The following is a 22967-nucleotide window of genomic DNA, read 5'->3' as shown; positions in this document are numbered from 1 at the left end:
TGAAGAGACATCTTCAGGCCAGCAAAACAGGTATAAACATGTTTTTCAATGGCAGGAATTGGCCTGTGGTTAAAGTTTCCCGGGTCAATCAGGAGCAGGCAGAGCGATCGTGACTTCTGGAAAAGATTTCCTAACGACTATCTGAGCAATAATACAAACATTTTGACAAATATTTTTTTCAAAAAATTCAAATCACATCGTCTTTTCGAAGATTTTGTGTAATCGATTTCTTTCAGATTTATTCACGGTCTTATAAAATCACCTTGTCTGTCCGGTCGCGTTACTCGTCTGGATGACATGCTGCGACGGACCTGTTTTCCATAAGGGCTTCAATGCGCCGTCGCACACGCGCTGCGGCGGCATCAGTCACGAAATTTGGTTCACCGGTTGCATCCGCGCCTGCCAGACAGGGTTCTATCGCTTCCAGAATCCTGATGTCCTCATTCACAACCTGATCATTGCGTTCTGTGTGGCTGTTGGAAACGAGTTCACTGTCGAGCGAAAAATTCCGCATGATCCCGGAAAAATAATGGGTGCTGTGATCCGTCTCCGGCGTGATGGCATGGAAGAAAACCAGATCACCCGCTGGATGCCGGATCGCCCCCGGCATCGCAGGCGATAATCCCGGAGCCCGCTGCGATGACCAGCGTGATGCCAGCCAGTTCCGAACGCCTTCTGCTCCGCATCTGTGAACTGATGCGGAGCAGAAGTTCTGAGGCGCAGGCATTCACAGGCGCGGGTCTGTTCATAAAATACCTTCAGCCCAACAAAAAACGCCGGAAGGTTCCCCTCCCGGCGTTCTTGATGCAGCGTTCGATCAGCAGATCAGAGCTTGCGCTCGACCTGTAGCTCCTTGATCCGGCCAATGGCTTTGGCGGGATTGAGACCTTTCGGGCAGGTCTGCGTGCAGTTCATGATCGTGCGGCACGCATAGAGCTTGAAGGTGTCTTCCAGCGAGTCGAGACGGTCGCCCTGATGCTCGTCACGGCTGTCCGCGATCCAGCGATAGGCCGCGAGCAGCGTGGCCGGACCAAGGTAACGGTCGCCGTTCCACCAGTAGGACGGGCAGGAGGTCGTGCAGCAGAAGCACAGGATGCACTCCCACATGCCGTCCAGCTTGGCGCGCTCTTCGGGTGACTGGAGACGCTCGCCATCCGGCGGTGGCGCGCTGTCGGCCTTCATCCACGGCTCAATGGAGCGCAACTGGGCATACGCACCGTCGAGGTTGGACACCAGATCCTTCACGATGGGCATGTGGGGGAGGGGATTGATAATGATATCCCCCTGCATGTCCTTGATCGGTTTGAGGCACGCGAGCGTATTCTCGCCGTCGATATTCATCGCGCAGGAACCACAGATGCCTTCACGGCAGGAGCGGCGGAACGTCAGCGTCGGATCGACGTCGTTCTTGATGTGGATCAGCGCATCGAGAACCATCGGGCCGATGGTGTCGATGTCGATCTCATAGGTGTCCATCACCGGATTGCTGTCGTCATCCGGCGTCCAGCGATAGATCTTGAAAGTCCGCACATTCTTGGAGCCGGCGGGGGCAGGAAAGAGCTGCCCCTTGCCCACCGTGCTGTTACGCGGAAGTCTCAGTTCGACCATCTTCAGTCTCCCTTTTCTGACGGCGGGTTAGTAGACGCGCTTCTTGGGCGGGAAGACCTGAACCTCGTCGGTGAGGGTCTTCATGTGCACGGGGCGATAGGTCATCTTCGTGCCGCCCTTGTCGTCCAGCCACGATACGCTGTGCTTCATCCATTCCTTGTCGTCACGGTCCGGATAATCGTCACGGGCATGGGCGCCACGGCTTTCGTGACGGACCAGTCCGCTTTCCAGCGTCGCCGTCGCGTTGCCAAGAAGGTTCTCGAACTCGAGGGCTTCCATCAGGTCACTGTTCCAGATCAGGGAACGGTCGGCGACGGACATGTCGTCCTTGGCCTTCCAGATTTCCTGAATCTTGTCACAGCCTTCCTTCATGCTCTCTTCCGTGCGGAACACGGCGGCATGGGTCTGCATGTCGCGCTGGAGACGGTCACGCAGCTCGGAGACGCGTGTGTCGCCTTTCGCGTAACGGATGCGATCGAGACGATCCAGCGCATACTCGCCGGCGCCGGCAGGCAGCGGCTTCACGAAATCAGCCGGCTTGACGATCTCGGCGGCGCGCTTGGCGGCGGCGCGACCAAAGACGATCAGATCGAGCAGCGAGTTGGTGCCAAGACGGTTCGCGCCATGCACGGACACGCACGCCGCTTCACCCACGGCCATCAGGCCGGGAACGACGGCATCCGGGTTGTCGTCCGTCGGACGGACCACTTCACCGTGAATGTTCGTCGGGATACCGCCCATGTTGTAGTGAACGGTCGGCAGAACCGGTACCGGCTCCTTCGTCACGTCCACACCGGCAAAGATGCGTGACGTTTCGATGATGCCCGGCAGACGCTCATGCAGCAGATCGGAGCCGAGATGCTCCAGATGCATCATGATGTGGTCTTTTTTCGTGCCGCAACCACGCCCTTCCTTGATCTCGACCGTCATGGCGCGGGAGACCACGTCACGGGACGCCAGATCCTTCGCCGTCGGCGCATAACGCTCCATGAAGCGCTCACCTTCGGAGTTGGTCAGATAGGCGCCTTCACCACGGCAGCCTTCGGTCAGCAGGCAGCCCGCCGGATAGATGCCGGTAGGATGGAACTGCACGAACTCCATATCCTGTGTCGGGAGACCAGCGCGCATGACCATGCCGCCGCCGTCACCCGTGCAGGTGTGGGCCGAGGTGCAGGACTGCCAGGCGCGACCGTAGCCGCCGGTCGCCAGAACGACCATCTTCGCGTTGAAGCGATGGATTGTGCCGTCGTCCTGACACCATGCCATCACGCCGCGACACGCGCCTTCCTCATCCATGATGAGGTCGATGGCGAAATATTCGACGAAGAACTCGACGTTATGCTTCAGGCACTGCTGATACAGCGTGTGCAGGATCGCATGGCCCGTGCGGTCGGCGGCGGCGCAGGCGCGGGGCACCGGAGCCTTGCCGAAGTCGCTCATGTGACCACCGAAGGGGCGCTGATAGATCTTGCCCTGTTCGGTGCGGGAGAACGGCACGCCGAAATGTTCGAGTTCATGCACGGCGGGGACCGCCTCGCGGCACATGAACTCGATCGCGTCCTGATCGCCCAGCCAGTCCGACCCCTTCACGGTGTCGTACATGTGCCAGCGCCAGTTATCCTCGGCCATGTTGCCAAGGGAGGCGCCAATGCCGCCCTGTGCTGCGACCGTATGGCTGCGTGTGGGGAAAACTTTCGTGACGCAGGCAGTGGACAGGCCAGCGGCGCCCATACCCAGCGTTGCACGGAGACCCGACCCGCCGGCGCCGACCACGACCACGTCATAGGCGTGATCGACAATGCGGTAGGCCCCCCGGGAAGGAGAGGAATTAGCGTTCATGGTGACGGCGCTCCCGTTGTCTTGCGACCAGTCATTTCAACATAAGAACCGGCGGAGCCTGCTGGCCTCGTCGGTCAGCGGCGATCAGCCTTTGGAGGCAGGGCGACCAAGGGCCAGTTTCAGCACCGAGACAATGCCGAGCAGACCAAGAAGTCCTGTGCCGATCTTGACGAGCAGTTTGGTGGGGGCGTGAGCCTTGCCATGCACGTAATCGTCCACAATCACCTGCAAGCCGACTTCCGCGTGATAGAAGCTGGTGGCGACGAGAGCGGCGAGAAGCGTGGCATTGACCGGCTTGCCACCCCATTTGGCGACTTTTTCATAGTCTTCGCCGCCGAGGCGAAACATCTGGATGACAAACCAGCCGGTGAGCGGCAGCAGGCTTGCTGCTGAAACGCGTTCCACAATCCAGTGATCGGTGCCGGAATGACCCGAGCCGAGGCCGCGGGCGCGACCGAGCTGTGAGCGCATCACGGTATGATGCGTGGGAGACGTTGCATTCATCTCAGGAAGCCTTTTTCAGCAGCTTGGCGCGACGACGTGCACGACAGCAGGAAATGCCGAGAAGGGAGGTTGCGAGCGTGACGCCCACGCCGGCGATGACGCCCAGCGCCACCGGACCGTCCTCGTTCAGTTCCTTCTTGTCGTAGCGATGACCGGCATCCCAGATGAAGTGGCGAAGACCACCGACCGTGTGCCACACCAGCGAGAAGATCCATCCGAACAGCACGAACTGTCCCAGCGGATTGCCTGTCACCTTGCGGGCGCTTGCAAAGGACTTCGGTCCTTTCGCCAGAGCCGCCAGCCAGAAGACGCCCAGTGCTGAACCGCCGGTTGCCACCACACCCGTAATTCGGTTCGAAATGGAAAGAAACATCGACAGGCGCATTTTATAGACCTGAAGATGCGGTGACATCGGTCGTCGGATTAGAGCGCCGTCACTTCGGCTCCCGACATAGAGCGCTTCCCGGACATCCTGCATCGTCGCCTCGTCATCTTGTCCACGTAAAACGCCGCACGAAAGGCGGCGCTATTCCACAACCGGTCCTACGCCGCAGGATTTTCGGGGTCAATTCAACGCGGAAACACGAGACCGAGAGGGAGGCTCCTGTTTTGGGAGAAGAAACGTCCGCCAGCAGCATGACTGCTCCGTGGCAGATGACGCCTGAACTGTTTCAGCAGGCATAAATCGCATCAAACAGTCGTTTGATTGACTGGTCACATCAATCACACGTGACCAGTCGGTGTCTTAGTTGCGATGAGGCAACAGATCGAGAGCAATCATCGTCTCGGCGATCTGCACGGCGTTCAGGGCAGCGCCCTTGCGCAGATTGTCTGACACGCACCAGAAGGCCAGGCCATTCGGCACGGTCGGGTCGATTCGCAGACGGGAGACGTAGGTTGCGTCTTCGCCCACGCATTCGATCGGCGTCACGTAACCACCATCCTCGCGCTCATCGAGAAGAACGACTCCTTCCGCCTCGCGCAGCGCTTCACGCGCTTTCCTGAGATCGACCGGCTCCTCGAACTCGACGACAACGGCTTCCGAGTGACCGATGAACACCGGCACGCGCACGCAGGTGGCGAGAACCTGAATCTCCGGGTCGAGAATCTTTTTCGTCTCGACAGTCATCTTCCACTCTTCCTTGGTCGCGCCGTCATCCATGAAACGGTCGATCTGAGGAATGCAGTTGAACGCGATCTGCTTCTGGAACTGCTCGATCTTTGGCGGATCGTTGACGAACGTGCCCTTGGTCTGGGCGAACAGCTCGTCCATGCCGTCCTTGCCTGCGCCTGCGACAGCCTGATAGGTCGCGACGACGACACGTTTGGCCGTGAAAAGGTCATGGAGCGGCTTCAGCGCCACGACCATCTGGATGGTGGAGCAGTTCGGATTCGCGACGATTCCGCGTTTGGCCTTTTTCAGGTCGTTCGGATTCACTTCCGGCACAACCAGCGGGACATCAGGCTCCATGCGGAAGTGGGAGGTGTTGTCGATCACGATACACCCGGCCTTCGCGGCGCGGGGGCCGTGAATGGCGGATACGCTCGCTCCCGGCGAGAACAGGGCGACGTCCCAGCCCGTGAAATCGAATGTCTCGAGATTCTGCACTTTCAGCGTGCGGTCCCCGAAGGAGACTTCACGGCCGGCCGAACGAGGTGACGCCAGAGCCACGATCTCGTCGACGGGGAATTCCCGCTCGTGCAAGGTTTTCAGTATTTCGCGTCCGACAGCGCCTGTCGCGCCCACGACCGCCACGCGATAACCCATCTCAGTTCCTCTCCTGATCCACGCTCACTGTGGAAGTGCCACTGTAAAATTGCGAGTCGACACCTATAGCAGGAACGTGGTGCGTGGAAGACTTATCGCAAGGCTCAAGGGTGCCTGCGTGTGAGATCAAGGCTTTTGAGCCGGGTTCACATGTGGCGTCTGGCTTGTGAGGAGCAGGATGAGAGAGTTGCAGGCGGAACAGTCCTGCAATTCACGGGTAACTTTGCGGTTGTGCCGCGTTTCCGCCTCATTAAGGTCCAACAGTCTGAAAGCGCTTCGGTGATAACTGGCTTGCCGGGGCCATCACTAAGAAGGAAAACTCATGATCTTTCGTCGTTCTGGCGTTCTGGCGCTCATCGCTGGGCTGTCACTTGCAGGTGTATCCGCCGCGCACGCACAGTCCTTTGGAGGCATTGTCCAGGGTGCGGAGCAGGGTGCGCTGCAAAGCGTGACGGGCTCTGCCGGTACACCCACCACATCCGGGCTGCTCGGTAACCTTGGCGTTCCTTCGCTTTCTTCCGCAAGCTCCGGCAACGTGACCGGCCTTCTGAGCTACTGTGTGCAGAATGATCTGGTCAGCAATGTATCGTCCGCAAAATCCACGCTCAGCACGCTGACAGGCAATTCTGGCGTGGCCAGTGACTCGTCCTATGCTTCGGGTCAGCAGGGTCTGCTCCAGCTTGCTGACGGCAACCAGCTTTCCCTTTCTTCCCTGAAGGACGCTGTGCGCAGGAAAGTCTGCAAGGCTGTCATGAGCAAGGCGTCCTCGCTTCTCTGACAGGAGTGGTGAACCCGCTGGCTCCTTCAGTGAGTGGCCAGCGGGTTTACGAGAGCGCCCTGTCAGGCGTGTTCTGGTCGGGGAGAGGCCCTGATCCGCTACGCTCCCTGCCTTGGGCGCCGCAGTCTTTTTGATCCGGACATTATGGTTGCTGATCGGGATGGACGAAAGCGGGAGACACAATCTCCTGTTCCCGGCCTGGAAGCCCATACAGAAAAAAGCCCCGGTCTTTTGAACCGGGGCTTTCCGTCAGATATGAACTGAAGGGACGGTCAGAGCTTCTCGACCTGCCCATATTCCAGATCGACAGGTGTGGAGCGTCCGAAGATCGAAACGCTGACCTTGAGGCGCTGCTTCTCTTCGTCGACTTCCTCGACAACGCCGTTGAACGACGTGAAGGGGCCATCCGCGACACGGATCTGCTCGCCGACCTCGAAGGTGACGGAAGAGCGCGGGCGCTCGACGCCTTCCTGAGCCTGCTTCATGATCCGTTCGGCTTCCGCCGCGGGAATTGGGCTTGGACGGGTCTTGGAACCGAGGAAGCCGGTCACTCTGGGAGTGTCTTTCACCAGATGCCAGGCGTCATCCGTGAGCTCCATGTTCACCAGAATGTATCCCGGGAAAAACTTGCGCTCGGAGTTGACCTTCTGGCCACGACGGATCTCCACCACTTCCTCGGAAGGGACGAGAACCTGCTCAATATGGTCGGACAACCCTTTCTGGGCAGCCTCTTCCATAATCTGGGTGGCGATTTTCTTCTCGAAACCCGAATAGACGTGAACGACGTACCACCGCTTGGCCATACCGGTCTTCTAGCCTCCCAGTCCGAAAAGTTCCCGCACGCCGAGCCCGATAGCCTGATCGACGACGAAAAAGAAAATGGAAGCGAGCGTAGCCATCGCGAGCACGGCTCCCGTTGTCACCAGCGTCGCTTTCCGTGACGGCCAGGTGACCTTTTTGGCCTCGGCTTCTACATCCCGGAGGAATTTGACTGGACTGGCTGACACGAAAAAACCTTCTCTTTCGGCCTGCCCATCGGTCCTGACAAAGACCGAATCCGGCAAACCGGTAACACTCGCCAGAAACCGACCGGAGCCGGCAACCTGTGCCAGCCCTGTCCAGCGTCGGGACTGATCCCGTTGAGACTGAATTCAGGCTGATTTGGCAGGGGCGGAGGGTCTCGAACCCGCAACCTCCGGTTTTGGAGACCGGCGCTCTAGCCAATTGAGCTACACCCCTGCGGTACCATCCCGAGTGACCCTGGAGCAGACCGAAGTCTTTTCCGCCACTTTCACTCAGGTCGGGCACAGGTGGCGGAAAAGAATATGTTGCGCGTTCAAAGTCAAGAGGAGGAAGAGAGAATTGCTCTGGAAAAATGTTCTTCCCAATAGAAAAAATGCCGTAAATCCGGAGGAAACGCCTGTTTTTTGCAGGAATTATTTTCATGGGAAGAAGCTGTCCGGATCTTCCTGCGCATGCAGGGTGCGGATAGAGGCTTGCTTCGTCGGAAAGGGAAGTTATATAAGCGCCTCGGATGCGGGCGTAGCATAGTGGTAATGCAGTAGCCTTCCAAGCTTCTTAGGAGGGTTCGATTCCCTTCGCCCGCTCCAGATTTCCTGTATGCGCTGATATGTGATGTGACAGGCCGGTCAGGCTGGGGATACCCAATTTGCCTGCGTTTCGTCGTGTCTGAAGCGCCGACAGGAAAAGAAATGATATGTCCTCACAAACCGCTCAGTCGCCTGCCGGAAAACAGCAGTGGCTTGTGCTGGCGTCCTGCTGCCTGAGCCTGCTGCTGGTCATGATGGACGTGACTATCATCAATGTCGTTCTGCCTTCCATCAGGCAGGCGTTCGGGGCCAGCCTCTCCGGTCTGCAATGGATTGTCGACGCGTACACGCTGACGGTCGCGGCCCTGCTCATGGCGGCGGGAACTCTGGCGGACCGGTTCGGTCGCAAAAGAGTCTTTCTGACGGGAATCGTGATTTTCTGCGCGGCATCCGCACTCTGCGGCATGGCCATGACACCGGCGCAGATGATCGCGTCGCGGATTCTGCAGGGAGTGGGAGGGGCAATGCTCAACCCGGTGGCTCTCTCCATCATCGCGAATACGTTCCTGAATCCCGCGGATCGTGCCCGTGCGATCGGTGTGTGGGGAATGATGTCGGGCATCGCTCTGGCTTTGGGGCCGGCCGTTGGTGGGTTTATTGCCGATGCGCTGAGCTGGCGGGCGGTGTTCTGGATCAATGTGCCCGTCGGGCTGATCGCTCTGGCAATGACGCTCCGTTTTGTGCCCGAATCGCGATCGCCGGTTCCGGCGCGATTCGATCCGGTCGGGCAGGGGCTTTCGGCCCTGACGACCTTGGCGCTGGTGGGTGCCCTGATCGAGGGGCCGGATCTCGGTTGGCGCAGTGCTTCGATTCTCGGACTGCTGGGTCTGTCTGCCCTATCGCTGGTGTCGTTTCTCGTCGTCGAAAAACGGAGCAGTCATCCCATGCTGGATCTCGGGTTTTTTCGCTCTGTGCCTTTCGCGTCAGCCACTGTGCTCGCCGTGCTCTGTTTCGCGATTTTCGCGTCACTGCTTTTCCTGAGCACCATCTACCTTCAGGACGTAAGAGGGTTTGCTCCCGGCGCAGCGGGCTGGAAGCTCATGCCCTTTGCCGTGGCGGTGATGGTCGCCGCTCCCCTTTCCGGGAGGCTGGTGGCGGCGCGTGGCGCTCGTGTGCCGTTGATGCTTTCCGGCTGTGGTCTTGCTGGTGGAGCGTGGATGCTGACCGGTCTTGCGGCGGATACGTCGCCACTCTGGCTGGCGATCGCCTATGCGCTGACGGGTGGAGGATTCGGGCTCTGCAATGCGCCGATCACGAACGCTGCGGTCTCGGGAATGCCGCGAAGGCAGGCCGGGCTGGCTGCGGCGGTGGCTTCCACGAGTCGTCAGATCGGCGCCGCCCTTGGGGTCGCGATAGCTGGCAGCTTGCGGGCCGTTGGAAGCGTGGCGAGTGACAGGGCGGAATTTTCTGCATCATTTCTACATCTTAGCTATTTCGTGTGCTGGATCGCGGTGGGGCTCGGCTGCGGTGTGGTGCTGGTGGGGGCGCTTGCGACTAGCCGCTTTGCGCATGAGAGTGCCGAGCGGGTTGCGCGAGCGTTTTCCTGACAGGGCTCGCGGTGGGGAGAGTGTTGCCGCCGTTGAAATATTAGGAGAAGATTGACTTCTCTTCATCTGGTCTGTTGCGCGGTGGTAATCACCATGCTAGAGGCCGCCACGATAACAAATGCGACCGGGTATGCTTTCAGGTCGGGTGAAAACCGGACCGGGACGGCGCATTCCGATGCCCCTGGGGAACGCAGAAGGAAACAGTCGACAGTGGCCACTGCCGTAACAAGTACCCGATCCGCTGCTCAGTCCCCGGTAGGGACAGGCGGCCTCGCCGGGCGGTATGCGACCGCGCTTTATGAGCTTGCCGCTGACAAGTGGAAGCTCGACGAGGTTCTGCCCCAGGCCGAAGCTCTTGCCAGACTGATTGATGAAAGTCCTCAGTTTGCGGCTGTCCTGCAGGATGTGCGTCTCGATATCAGAGATGCCCGCAAGGCAGTCCTTGCCGTGGTCAAGCAGCAGGGCTTCAGTGACCTGATCATTAATTTCGTGGGTGTGATCGCTGATAATCGCCGACTCCCTCGCCTGCGCCAGATTCTGGCAGCCTTTGCTGCTGTGTCTGCTGCCCGCAGGGGCGAGGTTTCGGCGGAGATTGTCAGCGCGCAACCCCTCACAACAGCGCAGCGTGCCCAGTTGCAGGGCAAGCTTGCTGAAGCCGGCTATTCGCGTGTCGTGCTTCAGGAGCACGTTGACCCCGAGATCCTGGGTGGTCTTGTGGTGCGTGTCGGTCCGCGCCTTGTTGATACCAGCCTGCAATCCCGCCTTGTACGCCTGCACTATGCCATGAAGGGAGCCGCGTGATGGAAATCCGTCCCGCCGAGATTTCGGATATCCTGAAGCAGCAGATCGCTTCATACGACACGGCGTCTGAAATCGCCGAAACAGGAACTGTCCTGACAGTTGGCGATGGTATCGCCCGTGTCTATGGCCTCCAGAACGTCATGGCCGGCGAACTCGTCGACTTTCCGACGGCCGGTCAGAAGGGCATGGCCCTTAACCTTGAGAATGACAACGTTGGTGTCGTTATCTTCGGTTCCGACACGGAGATCCGTGAAGGCGATACCGTCAACCGTTCCGGTGCGGTCGTCGAGGTTCCGGTCGGCAAGGGTCTGCTCGGACGTGTTGTCGATGGTCTCGGCAACCCGATCGACGGCAAGGGGCCGTTGACGGACGTCACCATGACGCCTGCGGAAGTCAAGGCGCCTGGCATCATGCCACGTCAGTCGGTCAGCGAGCCGATGCAGACCGGTATCAAGGCGATCGATGCTCTTGTGCCGATTGGGCGTGGACAGCGTGAGCTGGTGATTGGTGACCGTCAGACCGGCAAAACGGCGATCCTGCTCGACACCATTCTGGCGCAGAAAGAAGTGAATGCGCTGGGCGACAACAATAAATCGCTGTACTGCATCTACGTCGCGATCGGTCAGAAGCGTTCCACGGTGGCCCAGCTTGTCCGCACGCTCGAAGAGCGCGGTGCGATGCCTTATTCCATCGTGGTCGCCGCTACGGCGTCCGATCCGGCGCCCATGCAGTATCTGGCGCCTTACTCCGCCTGCGCCATGGGTGAGTATTTCCGTGACAACGGCATGCACGCCCTGATCTGTTACGACGATCTGTCGAAGCAGGCTGTCGCTTACCGTCAGATGTCGCTGCTGTTGCGTCGTCCGCCAGCACGTGAAGCCTATCCGGGTGACGTCTTCTACCTGCACTCCCGTCTGCTGGAGCGTGCTGCGAAGATGTCCGACGCGAACGGCGCTGGTTCCCTGACGGCCCTGCCTGTCATTGAGACGCAGGCAGGTGACGTCGCCGCCTACATTCCGACGAACGTGATTTCCATCACGGACGGTCAGATCTTCCTTGAGACCGACCTGTTCTACCGTGGTATCCGTCCGGCCGTGAACGTCGGTGGCTCGGTTTCCCGTGTTGGTTCTGCCGCGCAGATCAAGTCGATGAAGCAGGTTGCCGGCAAGATCAAGCTGGAGCTGGCCCAGTATCGTGAAATGGCTGCGTTCTCGCAGTTCGCATCGGATCTCGATCCGGCAACACAGAAGCAGCTTGCCCGTGGTGCCCGTCTGGTGGAGCTTCTGAAGCAGCCTGAGTCTTCTCCTCTGTCTGTTGAAGAGCAGGTTGTGGTGCTGTTCGCAGGAACGCGTGGCTATATCGACGGCATCGCTGTCGACAAGGTCGTGCCCTGGGAGACGAAGCTTCTGGCCGAACTGCGTAGCCCCGCCAAGGACATTGTCCAGGGACTGCGTACCGAGCGTCAGATCACCAAGGATCTTGAAACGAAGATCGGCGAGTTCCTTACGGACTTCAACCGTCGTTTCGCAGCCTGATCGCGAGTAACCGTTCATGGCCTCCCTGAAGGAACTCCGCGCACGGATCGGAAGCGTCAAGTCGACGAAGAAGATCACGAGCGCGATGAAAATGGTCGCGGCGGCGAAACTCCGCCGCGCCCAGTTGCACGCTGAGGCGGCTCGCCCTTATGCGGCTGCCATGCGTCGTATGCTCGGTGAGCTTGCCGGATCAATGGCTGGTCAGGATGGCCTCCCACAGCTTCTCGCTGGTACAGGCAATGACCGTGTCCATCTTCTGATCCCGATCACCAGTGACCGTGGTCTTGCCGGTGGGTTCAACTCGAACATCAACCGCACGACCCGTCTCACGATCCGTCGCCTTCAGTCCGAAGGCAAGGTCGTCAAGCTGCTGCCGGTTGGTCGCAAGGGATATGACTATCTGTCCCGTGAATATGCCGATCTGATCGTCGATCATGTGATCGGTGTTGGCGGGAAGGAAATTCCGTTCTCTGCGGCCAGTGATCTCGGTGCGAAAGTGACGGCGCTTCTGGAGGCCGGACAGTTCGATGTCTGCACCGTTATCTACAACCAGTTCAAAAACGTGATGTCGCAGGTGCCGACGCCTCTGCAGCTCATCCCGCTGGGACTGGAAGAGGCCGAGGCAAAGCCTGATCCGAACGCTGCTCAGTATGAGTTCGAGCCGGACGAGCAGGTGCTGCTGGAACGTCTGCTGCCTCGCAATCTGCAGGTGCAGATCTATGCCGCCCTGCTTGAATCGGCAGCCGGCGAACAGGGTGCGCGTATGACCGCCATGGACAACGCAACCCGGAACGCAGGCAAGGCGATCGACCGTCTGACGCAGACTTATAACCGGACACGTCAGGCCAACATCACCAACGACCTCATCGAGATCATCTCGGGTGCGCAGGCGGTCTGACGCCGCCTCCATCCGATTCCGTATCATTCAGACCGAATTTGCCCGCAGGAGCTGATCCCATGTCGGACACCACCATACAGACCCCGGCCCAGTCATCAGCCGCGGGTTCGTCAAACAATGTCGGCCGTATCACCCAGATTCGTGGCGCTGTCGTTGACGTCCAGTTTGAAGGCGAACTGCCCAAAATTCTCGGCGCACTGCATGTGAAGCTGGGCAGCCACACTCTTGTGCTCGAAGTGGCGCAGGAAATTGGCGAACACGAAGTGCGCTGCATCGCCATGGACACCACCGACGGCCTCATCCGGGGTCAGGAAGTCGTGGACACGGGCGCGCAGATTTCCGTGCCGGTCGGCCCGGAAGTGCTGGGCCGCATCATGAATGTGATCGGTGAAGCCATCGACGAAAAGGGTCCGATCCGCACGACGCGCACGGCTCCGATTCACCGCGAGGCTCCTTCCTTTGAAGAGCAGGCCGGTGCGTCCGAAATCCTCGTGACCGGCATCAAGGTTGTTGACCTGCTCTGCCCGTATCTCAAGGGCGGCAAGATCGGTCTGTTCGGTGGGGCTGGCGTCGGCAAGACCGTCATCATTCAGGAACTGATCAACAACATCGCCAAGGCGCACGGCGGCGTGTCCGTGTTCGCCGGTGTTGGTGAGCGTACCCGTGAAGGTAACGACCTGTATTTCGAAATGCAGGATGCAGGCGTCATCAAGGTGAACGAAGACGGTTCCACGGATGGCTCCAAGGTGGCGCTGGTTTACGGCCAGATGAACGAGCCGCCGGGAGCGCGTGCCCGCGTTGCTCTCTCCGGCCTGACGCAGGCTGAGTATTTCCGTGACGAGGAAGGGCAGGACGTTCTGTTCTTCGTCGATAACATCTTCCGCTTCACGCAGGCTGGTTCGGAAGTGTCCGCTCTGCTGGGTCGTATCCCGTCTGCTGTGGGTTATCAGCCGACGCTGGCCACGGAAATGGGCGCTCTGCAGGAGCGTATCACCTCCACGAAGAAGGGTTCGATCACCTCCGTTCAGGCCGTTTACGTGCCTGCCGACGATCTGACCGATCCGGCTCCTGCCGCGACCTTCGCTCACCTCGACGCAACAACGGTTCTTAACCGTTCGATCGCTGAAATGGGCATTTATCCGGCTGTGGATCCTCTGGACTCCACATCCCGCTCGCTTGATCCGAAAATCGTTGGTGAAGAGCATTATCAGGTTGCGCGTGACGTGCAGCGTATCCTGCAGACCTACAAGTCCCTGCAGGACATCATCGCCATTCTCGGCATGGATGAGCTCTCGGAAGACGACAAGCAGCTCGTAGCCCGCGCCCGTCGTATCCAGCGCTTCCTGTCCCAGCCGTTCCACGTGGCCGAAGTGTTCACGGGTGCGCCGGGCAAGCTGGTTTCGCTGGAAGACACGGTGCGCTCGTTCAAGGCGATCGTTGCCGGTGAGTATGACGACCTTCCGGAAGGCGCCTTCTACATGGTGGGCTCCATCGAGGAAGCAGTCGCCAAGGCTGAGAAGATGAAGGAAGCGGCGTAAGTCGCCGACGTCGGAAGGGACCAACAGAATGCCGATCAAGGTCGAAATCATCAGCCCGGAGAAGGTTCTGGTGTCCCGCGACGTGGACATGGTCGTCATGCCGGGCGAGGAAGGCGATATCGCCGCGATGCCCGAGCATGCACCCGTGATGCTGCTTCTGCGTGGCGGCACCGTTACTCTTTATCAAGGCGAAACCCCAACGGACCATTATTTCGTCGGTGGCGGTTTTGCTGACATGACAGAGACGCGCTGCACGATCCTTGCGGATCAGGCAGTGCCCGTGACGGAAATTTCAGTCGACGCCGCTACGGCGAGACTTGAAGCCCTGACCGAAGCGTGGGAAGCCGCAGACAAGTCGGATGTTTCACGTCTCGAAGGTTTGATGTCGAAGATTCAGTCCGTGCGTGCCGAGATCGATGCCGGAGTGGGTGGCTGAAGCTCCCTCGTCACGTCATTTATCCTAAAAACCCGGTTCAGTTTTCTGAGCCGGGTTTTTTTATGGCGTGTGTATATTGTGCAGATATGTTTTCAGAATCCCGTCCTCATCACAAAGGAGCGGACCTTTTAACCCCGACCTGCTGAACCAAAACCCAAAAGACAGCGGCCTCCCGGGATAAATCCGTGAAATTGTCTCTCATACCGCCTCAGACACGGGGCAATCAGCCGCGTCCGCGATAGCCAGGAACGTCCTGAGCGGGGATCCAGACACCTTCTGGCGGCAGGCCCGTCTGCCAGAAGACATCAATCGGCATTCCACCTCTGGGATACCAGTAAGCGCCAATCCGCAGCCAGACCGGATCGAGACGTTTGACCAGTGTTTCCGCGATCGTCACAGAACAGTCTTCATGAAACGCGCCATGATTTCTGAAGCTCGTCAGATACAGCTTCAGGGACTTGCTTTCGACAATCCAGTCACGGGGAATGTAGTCGATTACCAGATGGGCAAAATCCGGCTGACCGGTGACAGGGCAGAGGGATGTGAATTCGGGTGCGGTGAAGCGCACGACATACTGTCGTCCCTTGTGAGGCGCCGGGACACGTTCCAGCTCGGCCTCTTCAGGGGACTGCGGCATCGGTGTGGATCGACCGAGTTGGGTAAGGGTTTCCCGGCCATCATTCTGCGCGGTCATGGTCTTTCTCCATTCAATCTTTCGGGCGATGTGTCACTGGCGAAGTGCTGACGTCAAGCAAGCGGACTTTCTCTTTTCAGCGGCTCTGTGTATGGAACGCTCATGGCTAAAAGTCTCCGATACAGCTTTCCGGTGCCCCGTCTTGTTACGAGCACGACTGATCTTGCAGAAACAGTCGAAAGATTCAGAGACGAGACGTTCGTTACGGTCGATACCGAATTCATGCGGGAAAAGACGTACTGGCCTGAGCTGTGTCTGCTGCAGATCGCAGGGGAGAAGGAAGTCGTCCTGATTGACGCTGTCGCCCCGGATATTGATCTGACTCCACTGACGGCCCTGTTCGATGATCAGTCTGTTGTGAAGGTTCTTCACGCAGCCCGTCAGGATCTGGAAATTTTCATGCATCTGTTTGACCGCCTGCCACAGCCCCTGTTCGATACGCAGGTTGCGGCGATGGTGGCGGGCTATGGGGATCAGGTCGGATATGACAATCTTGTCGGGGCTGTGACAGGTGCGTCAATCGACAAGAGTCACCGCTTCACGGACTGGTCAGCCCGTCCCCTGTCCCCGGCTCAGCTGGCTTACGCTGCTGCCGATGTGACCTATCTGCGTGTGGTCTATGAATCCCTGCTCAGGCAACTGGACCGGGAAGGCAGGGCCGCGTGGGTCAGTGCTGAACAGGCCGCGCTTGCCGATCCTGACAGATTGCGGGTTGACCCGGAAAAGCAGTGGGAAAAACTCCGCGCCAGGACAAGTAACCGGAGAGTGCTGGGCATTCTCAGGGCCATTGCGGCCTGGCGGGAAAGAGAAGCCCAGAACGCGAATATACCTCGGCAGCGTATGCTCAAGGATGAGAGCCTTCTGGAAATCGCGGCGACCGCGCCGGGAAATACAGACGATCTGGCTCGTGTAAGGGGTGTCAGCCGGGGATTTGCGGAAGGCAGGGCCGGACAGGAACTGTTGAATGTGGTCAGGGACGCCAGCAGGCTTCCGGACGCGGAATTGCCCAAGGTAGCGCGAAGCGGGAAAGGGTCTGACAGCCCGCGCCCCTCTCCGGCGCTGGTGGCATTGTTAAAGGTATTGCTGGCGTATCAATGCGAAAAACATGATGTTGCCCCCAAGCTTGTCGCCAGTTCCGAGGATCTTGACGCTTTTGCTCTGGACCCCGACCCGACCGGGCCGCTACTGACAGGCTGGCGTCGTGACGTTTTCGGTGAGGAGGCGCTCGCGCTGTGTGAGGGACATCTGTCTCTGGGCGTGAGTGCCGGACGGCTTCGTCTGATCCGGGCGGATGAGCAGGGCTGATCCCGCTCGGATGGAATACCTGAACGGGTGAAAAGGCTTCGGAACAGCGGCGTTACAAAGACCGCATAGGGATCAAGACTCGCTGCGGTCTTTTGACGAGTGTTGCTTGAGTATGTGTGGCGAAAATCATATTTTCGTTCAAAACTCGGAACCGGGTGCGGTCGTCCGAGAATGGGAGAGGCGTGTCATGGAATGGACAGACGAGACAATCACTCGTCTCAAGGCTTTATGGCAGGAAGGACTGTCAACGGCTGAGATCGGGCGGCAACTCGGAATTACAAAGAACGCGGTGGTGGGCAAGGCTCACCGTCTGGGGCTTCCTGCACGCCCGTCCCCGATTCGAAGGCAGGACGGAAAGACGACCACAAAGAAAGCGGGAGAAGCTGGCGAGCAGGCCAGAGCCGCATCGCCTCGCCGTTCTGCCAAGACCGGTAACACTGTCGAGGGTGTCGCGGCTCCTGAGCCTGCCGCCATCGCGACAGCCGATGCCAGTGCCGGTACGTCTGCGTCCTTTCTGGTGAAGCCTGTCGAAAAGCCGGAAGTGGTCAGCGCTGCAAAAACGGAACATGCGGCTGCAAAGCTGGCGGACATCGCCGTCAAGGAAAAGCCGGTCGAGACGCATGCGAAAGTCACAGTCCCGGCCGTCGTCAAAGCAGTTGAGGAAGAGCCGGTTGTAGAAAAAGCTCCGGCCGAGAAAAAAGCCTCTTCGGCTGCACGTCCGGCTGCCCAGCGTCTGGCTGCTGTGATGGAACCGCGTCGTCGCAGCGCTACCTGCTGCTGGCCGCTGGGTGATCCGGGAACGCCGGGTTTCCACTTCTGTGGTGCGACTCCGTTGCCGGGCAAACCCTATTGTGCGGAACATGCCGCTCTGGCTTACGTCAAGCTGCGGGATCGTCGCGACAGCGTAGCCTGATCTGGGTGCAGGAATTTCTCTGTGGGGTGGGAAGGGCGTTTATGTGCTCTCACTCCTGCACTCCCAGTGAAGAGAAGATGGACCGATAGCCTGCCTTTGCGACAGGCGGAGTCCAGGGAATGGAAACAAAAAAACCCGCCGTATGGCGGGTTTTTTCTGGTCAGAAGCACAGGTCGGAACCTGTGCTTTTCTGAGCGATCTGATCAGGCGGGTTTGTCGGTCTTGATTGCTGCGTCCTTATCGGAGAGCATTTCGAGCTGACCGGTGATCTGACCACCATCTTCAACGCGCAGACGCTTGCAGGTCGCCTTGCCGAGCAGTCGGCCGGTCGATGCAACCGTCAGATGACCGCGGACGGTCAGGGTGCCGTCAACTGTGCCTGCGATTTCCGCGTCTTCCACTTCGACGCCGCCACGGAACAGACCACCCGGAGCAACTGACAGCTCCTTGGCGTTGATCATGCTGGACTCGACGGTGCCTTCAACCACAAGGCGCTCTGCATCCTGCACAGAACCCTGAACGCTGATGCCACGGCCGACAACGAGTGTGCGGCGGTCATCACGCGGAGCATTGACTGCTGAAGGGCGCTGGCCCGGGACAATGCCCTGTCCGCCTGCAAGGGGTGCGCTCGGCGGGGTAGGGCCACCGGCTGGGGATGAGCCCGGAGTTCCAGACGTGGGAGGAAAGGGAGCACGACCCATAGATGTTGAATCCTTCGAAGGTGAGGAAGAACCAGCTGCGCTGGTTGGCGCCCTGTCCGGCTCGTCTGCTGGTGTGGGCGAAAAGATGGCGCCAGGTCCGGCTGCATCTGCTTTTGCAGGTTTGCTTTCGGAAGAACCAGAAACAGGCGACCGGGAGACGCCGGCATTACTACCGGTCGCAGGTGCGGCCGACCCGTTTGGCTGGGTCTTGGAGGCGTCAGGTTTGTGTCTCTTGAATAGCAAGAAAAACCCCGTCACTCGTGTATGGGCCGCAGGGCGACCGGATAGCTGCCAACATCGCCAGCTTCGGGATGGAAGTCTGTAACCATGTCGGCGGTCCTTCACGGTTATACGCATAAGAGACGGCGCGACAAGGGAGTTCGTTGCGTAAATATCCCAGAAAATGGCGATCGAATGGTTATCTTTGGATAGGCAGCGGAAAAGAGGGTGCTTCGGAGGCATGGACTGCGCCCGCGCATTAAGGCTAGAGAAAGCCAGCTTTTCAGTCAGCGGGACGAGTTCATGACCATCCTTTACGATCTTTGCGGCATAGGAAACGCCATCACGGATGTGCTGGCAAAGGTGAGTTTCGATTTCCTCAGCGCTCAGGGACTTGTAGCCGGGAGCATGACGCTCATTGATGAGGATAGGGTAAAGACTCTCCGGGCGGCGGTGCAGGTTGAATGTGAGACAGGTGGCGGATCAGCCGCCAATACCTGCGTGACCGCAGCCCAGCTCGGCGCCCGCGTGGCCTACCTTGGGAAGGTGTCAGGCGATACGGCCGGACAGGCGTTTGCTGAAGATATGCGTGGCTGCGGAGTTACTTTCCCATCCAAACCCCTTGATGGACGGCTCGGAGCCAATCTGGCCACAGCCAGTTGCATCGTGCTGATCACGCCGGATGGCCAGCGCACGATGTGCACGTATCTCGGAGCCTGCACACAGTTTTCACCGGAAGACGTGTTGCTTGATGTCATTGCAGCATCGTCGATCGTCTATCTTGAGGGCTATCTCTTCGATCCTCCGCATGCGCAGGAAGCCTTCCGTCGGGCAGCGACACTGGCGCATAATGCCGGACGTCAGGTTTCGCTTTCCCTTTCAGATCCGTTCTGCGTCGGTCGCCACCGTGACGCCTTTCTCGATCTGGTCAAAGGCCATGTCGATATTCTCTTCGCCAACGAAAATGAAATCTGCGCTCTCTACCAGACAGACAGATTTGAAACCGCGGCCCGGCATGTTGCGGAAGATACAAGCTTTGCGGCGCTGACACGCTCAGAGCAGGGAAGTGTGGTGATCCGTGGTGGTCAGAGAGTGAATGTCGCACCCGTTCCGACGCAGGTTATCGATACGACCGGCGCGGGTGATGCGTATGCAGCGGGATTCCTGACGGGCCTGACCTCGAACCGCTCGCTTGAAGAGTGTGGACGACTGGCTTCCCTGTCGGCTTCTGAAGTGATTTCCCATTATGGCGCCCGCCCGCTTTCCAACCCATGGAAAGACGCTGGTTTCTGAAACCCGGTCTGCCGGAGGGTTTCGCGTTCTGGATAAATTCTCCGGCGGCCGGTGCTCAGGATTGCTGACAGCCGGTCTGGTCCAGAATACGCCGTGCGCAGTCCCGCCATTGTGGGGGACGGTATGTCCTGCGAATGCGCTCTCCCCACTCGGTCAGCGCCTGCGGATGATCCAGGGTTTCAGAAACTACCCTGAAAATATCGTTGGCATTCTCCGGGTCGAAATAGCGCGTCAGTAACCCTCCGGCTTCCGGTATGGCCGTTGAGTTTGACGCAAGGCAGGGTTTTCCGGACGCAAGGCTTTCCGAGACCGGGAGCCCCCATCCTTCGGCGAGAGAGGGAAACACGGTGAACAGGCAGCCTTCATGGAGAAACGCCAGTTCAGTATCTGTGGGGCTGGCAATATGGCGTATTTTTCCGCCCAGCCATTGCATGGCCTCCAGTTGCTGCATGAGATCCGACACAAGCCAGCCCACGCGTCCGGCGAAGACCAGCGTAGGTACATTGGCGGACCCGCGCTCTTCCAGAAGCCGACGCCATACCCGTACCATCTGGATATGATTCTTGCGGGCTTCCAGCGTGGAGACGAACAGAACGTAAGTGCCGGGAGGCGGAAGAGTCTCGGGACGGCGCAATCCGGGAACGCTGTTATGCAGTGTCGTGCCCACGCCGATGCGCACCGGTTCCGATATCAGGGAAATCCGTTCCTGCCGCGCATGGTTCTGAACATCCCGCGCTGTTGCGGTGCTGGTTGTGAAAACATGGTCCGCCAGAGGCAGCACCGTCCTGTGCCAGGCCGTGAAACTCGCGATCACGCCGCGATCACACCATTCCGGATTGAAAATCGGGAACATGTCATGAATGAGCAGTCCGAACGTCATTCTACGACTGTCGCGTAACCAGCGCACTGTCCGGGCGTAATCTGAAAAATCCCAGGGGGAGCCGGGAACCAGAAATATATCGCCGGGACGGGCCAGTTCTGACAGCAGGGCGCCGGAATCCGTATGCAGGAAAGAAGCATGATGGTGTCGGGATCTGTGACGAACGGCTCTCCTGATTCGCCCAGCCAGACTGCCGGTCAGCCGGTTCAGATGCCGGAAAGTCGCGGCCTGCATGTCGGCGGATGCTTTGAGGAGAGCAAGTCGTCCTTGTGGAGGAGTGAATGGCCCAGGATCGTGGGGTGATGGAAGCGAGGTCCGGGTCTGTTCCCGTGGAACGGGTTTTTCTGCGGTTGTGGAAAAAAGACTTTTTATATCAAGCCAGCTTACGGTTTCGAAATCATACGGACCTGCAAAGCGACGTACGAATCTTATGTGTTCAGGGGCGCATTCCACAAGTGCGCGCCCGAGTTCAGAAACCACGCGCTGAATGCCGCTCGGCCTGTTGTGCTGACCAAGATAATGCAGGAGATCGGTCACATCGACCCAGAGCACGGGCATTATGGTCCGGCCTCCTGAGTGGACGTTTCAAGGCAGGCGTCCAGCAGCGTATCGGCAGAGTCTCTCCATGACGTGGCTGTGAAATGGGTTCTGATCTCGTGTTTCCAGTTCAGGAGTTTTTCCCGGTCGGAGAGAATATCCCGAATGCTCTCCACTGCGTCACTGACGTTTTCAGGATCAAAATAACGGGTGAATCGTCCGCCCGCTTCCGGCACGGACGTGGCGCTGGATGCAAGGCAGGGAACCCCCATCATCAGACTTTCCGATACAGGAAGTCCCCACCCTTCGAACAGGGATGGAAAAACGGTAAACAGACATCCCTGATAAAGATGTTTCAGTTCTGTATCTGTCGGATCAGCAATCAGTCTGATCTTGCCGTTCAGCCAGTCACTGTTATCGAGCTGCTGCATCAGGTCACGCACCAGCCAGCCGACACGCCCGGCGAAAACCAGAGTGGGGACATCCGCCGGGTTTCCGTCACTGAGGAGACGCCGCCAGACCCGCAGCAGGAAGGCATGGTTCTTGCGGACTTCCAGCGTTGAAACGAACAGGACATAGGTGCCGGGGGCAGGGAGTCCGGCCGGAGCCACTTCTGGTTCTGTCTGCATGATTCGGAAACCGGAGCCCATGGGCATCACCTGGACGGGTGCCGACAGTTGCAGTTCATGGTCTGTGACGTAATGCGCCACGTCTCGCGCCGTGGCCCGGCTGACAGCGAGAAGTCGGGAGCAGTGCGGGAGTGTGGTCCTCAGCCAGTGCTGAAAGTGCCTGACGAGAGAAGGGTCGCACCATTCGGGACGCCGGAACGGGATCAGGTCGTGGAGCAGCAGAACGGGCTGGACATCATAGCGTTCCCTTGCATGACGGAGACGTTCGCTGAACAGCGGGTCGCACCATGCTGCGCCGAGAATCAGAAAGATGTCTTTCTGTCCGGAGATAACCGTCTTTTCAGGGCATTCGGCTGTAATGTTTTCGGAGATTTCGGAAACGGGTGGAGCGTGTGGTGAGACCTGCGTCGGACGTGAGGGTTTGAAGAATTGTCGCAGCAAACGGAAGACACGGATTTGCGCGATGCCGGACGCCAGAAGAGGTTTTCCTATATCTTCCGGCATGGACTGAAATTTTGTAATCAGCGCTCTGCGGATACTCTCCCCGAAACGCGTTTGATGAAGAAGAGCCTGCCCGGTGCGGCGGCTGACGTTATGTCTTTCGGTCGTCTGGTGGGCGCCGGAGAGCGTGCTGAACAGAGCGGTGATCTCGGACCATGTGACTTCAGCAAAAGGCTCATCGTTGCGGCCACGGCGCACAAACAGGATGCGGGGCGACTGGGGGCGCCGGGCTGCGCGCACGACCAGAACGCTCAGGATTTCGTAGACGACGCGCTGGATTCCGCTTGGTCTGGGATTCGCCATCGCATACTGGAAGAGATCTTCAACATCGACCCGGATCGTGCATTGAGGAGAGGATCGTATCATAAGGCTCAGGTCTGTTGCATCGCGGGGCGAAAGGCATCCATCACCACTGGAAAGGTGTCCGTCAACC

23 protein-coding genes and 2 tRNA genes are annotated in these 22967 nt (G+C 58.9%); 11 read left to right on the top strand and 14 right to left on the bottom strand.

Going from position 1 to position 22967, the window contains the following annotated elements:
• Positions 1-280: 280 nt before the first annotated feature.
• From A0U92_RS13540 to A0U92_RS13515, 7 genes are all read right to left on the bottom strand, one after another.
• Positions 281-610: a hypothetical protein gene (locus A0U92_RS13540; RefSeq protein ID WP_236748150.1), complete on the bottom strand. Its 330-nt coding sequence runs from the start codon at positions 608-610 to the stop codon at positions 281-283.
• The gene (locus tag A0U92_RS18350) at positions 579-749 is read right to left on the bottom strand and encodes a hypothetical protein (protein ID WP_236748149.1); all 171 of its coding nucleotides are present in this window, start codon (positions 747-749) and stop codon (positions 579-581) included. Before A0U92_RS18350 ends, A0U92_RS13540 begins: the two co-directional genes overlap by 32 nt.
• A gap of 76 nt (positions 750-825) precedes the next feature.
• Complete coding sequence (locus A0U92_RS13535) at positions 826-1608, bottom strand: succinate dehydrogenase iron-sulfur subunit (RefSeq protein ID WP_077813658.1); 783 nt, start codon at positions 1606-1608, stop codon at positions 826-828.
• 27 nt (positions 1609-1635) lie between these two features.
• The gene (gene sdhA, locus A0U92_RS13530) at positions 1636-3447 is read right to left on the bottom strand and encodes a succinate dehydrogenase flavoprotein subunit (protein ID WP_077813657.1); all 1812 of its coding nucleotides are present in this window, start codon (positions 3445-3447) and stop codon (positions 1636-1638) included.
• 84 nt (positions 3448-3531) lie between these two features.
• Complete coding sequence (gene sdhD / locus A0U92_RS13525; RefSeq protein ID WP_077813656.1) at positions 3532-3951, bottom strand: succinate dehydrogenase, hydrophobic membrane anchor protein; 420 nt, start codon at positions 3949-3951, stop codon at positions 3532-3534.
• Between the two features lies 1 nt (position 3952).
• Positions 3953-4429 carry a succinate dehydrogenase, cytochrome b556 subunit gene (gene sdhC, locus A0U92_RS13520; RefSeq protein ID WP_077813655.1) on the bottom strand — a complete coding sequence of 159 codons (477 nt, stop codon included), beginning with the start codon at positions 4427-4429 and terminating at the stop codon, positions 3953-3955.
• A gap of 267 nt (positions 4430-4696) precedes the next feature.
• Entirely contained in the window at positions 4697-5719 is a 1023-nt protein-coding gene (locus A0U92_RS13515; RefSeq protein ID WP_077813654.1) for an aspartate-semialdehyde dehydrogenase, read from the bottom strand.
• Between the two features lie 322 nt (positions 5720-6041).
• On the opposite strand from A0U92_RS13515, the gene A0U92_RS13510 reads away from it, so the two are divergent.
• Positions 6042-6497 carry a DUF2501 domain-containing protein gene (locus A0U92_RS13510; protein WP_077813653.1) on the top strand — a complete coding sequence of 152 codons (456 nt, stop codon included), beginning with the start codon at positions 6042-6044 and terminating at the stop codon, positions 6495-6497.
• 272 nt (positions 6498-6769) lie between these two features.
• On the opposite strand, the gene nusG is transcribed toward A0U92_RS13510, so the two are convergent.
• From nusG to A0U92_RS13495, 3 genes are all read right to left on the bottom strand, one after another.
• Positions 6770-7300, bottom strand: a complete 531-nt coding sequence (nusG, locus tag A0U92_RS13505; protein WP_077813652.1) for a transcription termination/antitermination protein NusG — start codon at positions 7298-7300, stop codon at positions 6770-6772.
• Between the two features lie 9 nt (positions 7301-7309).
• Positions 7310-7504, bottom strand: a complete 195-nt coding sequence (secE, locus tag A0U92_RS13500) for a preprotein translocase subunit SecE (protein WP_077814465.1) — start codon at positions 7502-7504, stop codon at positions 7310-7312.
• A 155-nt stretch (positions 7505-7659) separates the two neighbouring features.
• Positions 7660-7736, bottom strand: a tRNA-Trp gene (locus A0U92_RS13495).
• 297 nt (positions 7737-8033) lie between these two features.
• Between A0U92_RS13495 and A0U92_RS13490 the strand changes: the two genes are divergently transcribed.
• The 7 genes from A0U92_RS13490 (at position 8034) to atpC (ending at position 14862) form a co-directional block, all read left to right on the top strand.
• A tRNA-Gly gene (locus A0U92_RS13490) sits at positions 8034-8107 on the top strand.
• Between the two features lie 107 nt (positions 8108-8214).
• Entirely contained in the window at positions 8215-9654 is a 1440-nt protein-coding gene (locus A0U92_RS13485; RefSeq protein WP_077813651.1) for an MFS transporter, read from the top strand.
• Between the two features lie 210 nt (positions 9655-9864).
• Positions 9865-10455, top strand: a complete 591-nt coding sequence (locus tag A0U92_RS13480) for a F0F1 ATP synthase subunit delta (RefSeq protein ID WP_077813650.1) — start codon at positions 9865-9867, stop codon at positions 10453-10455.
• Complete coding sequence (gene atpA, locus A0U92_RS13475) at positions 10455-11990, top strand: F0F1 ATP synthase subunit alpha (RefSeq protein WP_077813649.1); 1536 nt, start codon at positions 10455-10457, stop codon at positions 11988-11990. The genes A0U92_RS13480 and atpA overlap by 1 nt, the downstream gene beginning before the upstream one ends.
• 16 nt (positions 11991-12006) lie before the next feature.
• Positions 12007-12888: a F0F1 ATP synthase subunit gamma gene (locus A0U92_RS13470; protein WP_077813648.1), complete on the top strand. Its 882-nt coding sequence runs from the start codon at positions 12007-12009 to the stop codon at positions 12886-12888.
• A gap of 59 nt (positions 12889-12947) precedes the next feature.
• A complete protein-coding gene (gene atpD / locus A0U92_RS13465) occupies positions 12948-14426 on the top strand; it encodes a F0F1 ATP synthase subunit beta (RefSeq protein ID WP_077813647.1) in 1479 nt (492 codons plus the stop codon).
• Positions 14427-14454: 28 nt separating this feature from the next.
• Positions 14455-14862 carry an ATP synthase F1 subunit epsilon gene (atpC, locus tag A0U92_RS13460; RefSeq protein ID WP_077813646.1) on the top strand — a complete coding sequence of 136 codons (408 nt, stop codon included), beginning with the start codon at positions 14455-14457 and terminating at the stop codon, positions 14860-14862.
• A 223-nt stretch (positions 14863-15085) separates the two neighbouring features.
• Here atpC and queF read toward each other — a convergent pair whose 3' ends face one another.
• Positions 15086-15556, bottom strand: coding sequence for a preQ(1) synthase (queF, locus tag A0U92_RS13455; protein ID WP_077813645.1), 471 nt, complete (start codon positions 15554-15556; stop codon positions 15086-15088).
• Positions 15557-15658: 102 nt separating this feature from the next.
• On the opposite strand from queF, the gene rnd reads away from it, so the two are divergent.
• Positions 15659-16861, top strand: coding sequence for a ribonuclease D (rnd, locus tag A0U92_RS13450; RefSeq protein ID WP_077813644.1), 1203 nt, complete (start codon positions 15659-15661; stop codon positions 16859-16861).
• A gap of 187 nt (positions 16862-17048) precedes the next feature.
• Entirely contained in the window at positions 17049-17774 is a 726-nt protein-coding gene (locus tag A0U92_RS13445; protein WP_077814464.1) for a GcrA family cell cycle regulator, read from the top strand.
• Between the two features lie 203 nt (positions 17775-17977).
• Here the strand turns inward: A0U92_RS13445 and A0U92_RS13440 are convergent, their stop codons facing one another.
• Entirely contained in the window at positions 17978-18733 is a 756-nt protein-coding gene (locus A0U92_RS13440) for a bactofilin family protein (protein ID WP_236748148.1), read from the bottom strand.
• Between the two features lie 264 nt (positions 18734-18997).
• Here A0U92_RS13440 and A0U92_RS13430 point away from each other — a divergent pair, with 264 nt between their 5' ends.
• Positions 18998-19987, top strand: coding sequence for an adenosine kinase (locus tag A0U92_RS13430; RefSeq protein WP_077813642.1), 990 nt, complete (start codon positions 18998-19000; stop codon positions 19985-19987).
• Positions 19988-20042: 55 nt separating this feature from the next.
• On the opposite strand, the gene A0U92_RS13425 is transcribed toward A0U92_RS13430, so the two are convergent.
• Both A0U92_RS13425 and A0U92_RS13420 read right to left on the bottom strand, forming a co-directional pair.
• Positions 20043-21425, bottom strand: a complete 1383-nt coding sequence (locus A0U92_RS13425; protein WP_077813641.1) for a glycosyltransferase family 4 protein — start codon at positions 21423-21425, stop codon at positions 20043-20045.
• Entirely contained in the window at positions 21425-22900 is a 1476-nt protein-coding gene (locus A0U92_RS13420; RefSeq protein WP_077813640.1) for a glycosyltransferase family 4 protein, read from the bottom strand. The genes A0U92_RS13425 and A0U92_RS13420 overlap by 1 nt, the downstream gene beginning before the upstream one ends.
• Positions 22901-22967: the final 67 nt, after the last annotated feature.

This window comes from Acetobacter aceti, from assembly GCF_002005445.1.
Classification (GTDB): domain Bacteria; phylum Pseudomonadota; class Alphaproteobacteria; order Acetobacterales; family Acetobacteraceae; genus Acetobacter; species Acetobacter aceti_B.
This window is presented reverse-complemented; position numbering and strand designations above follow the sequence as displayed.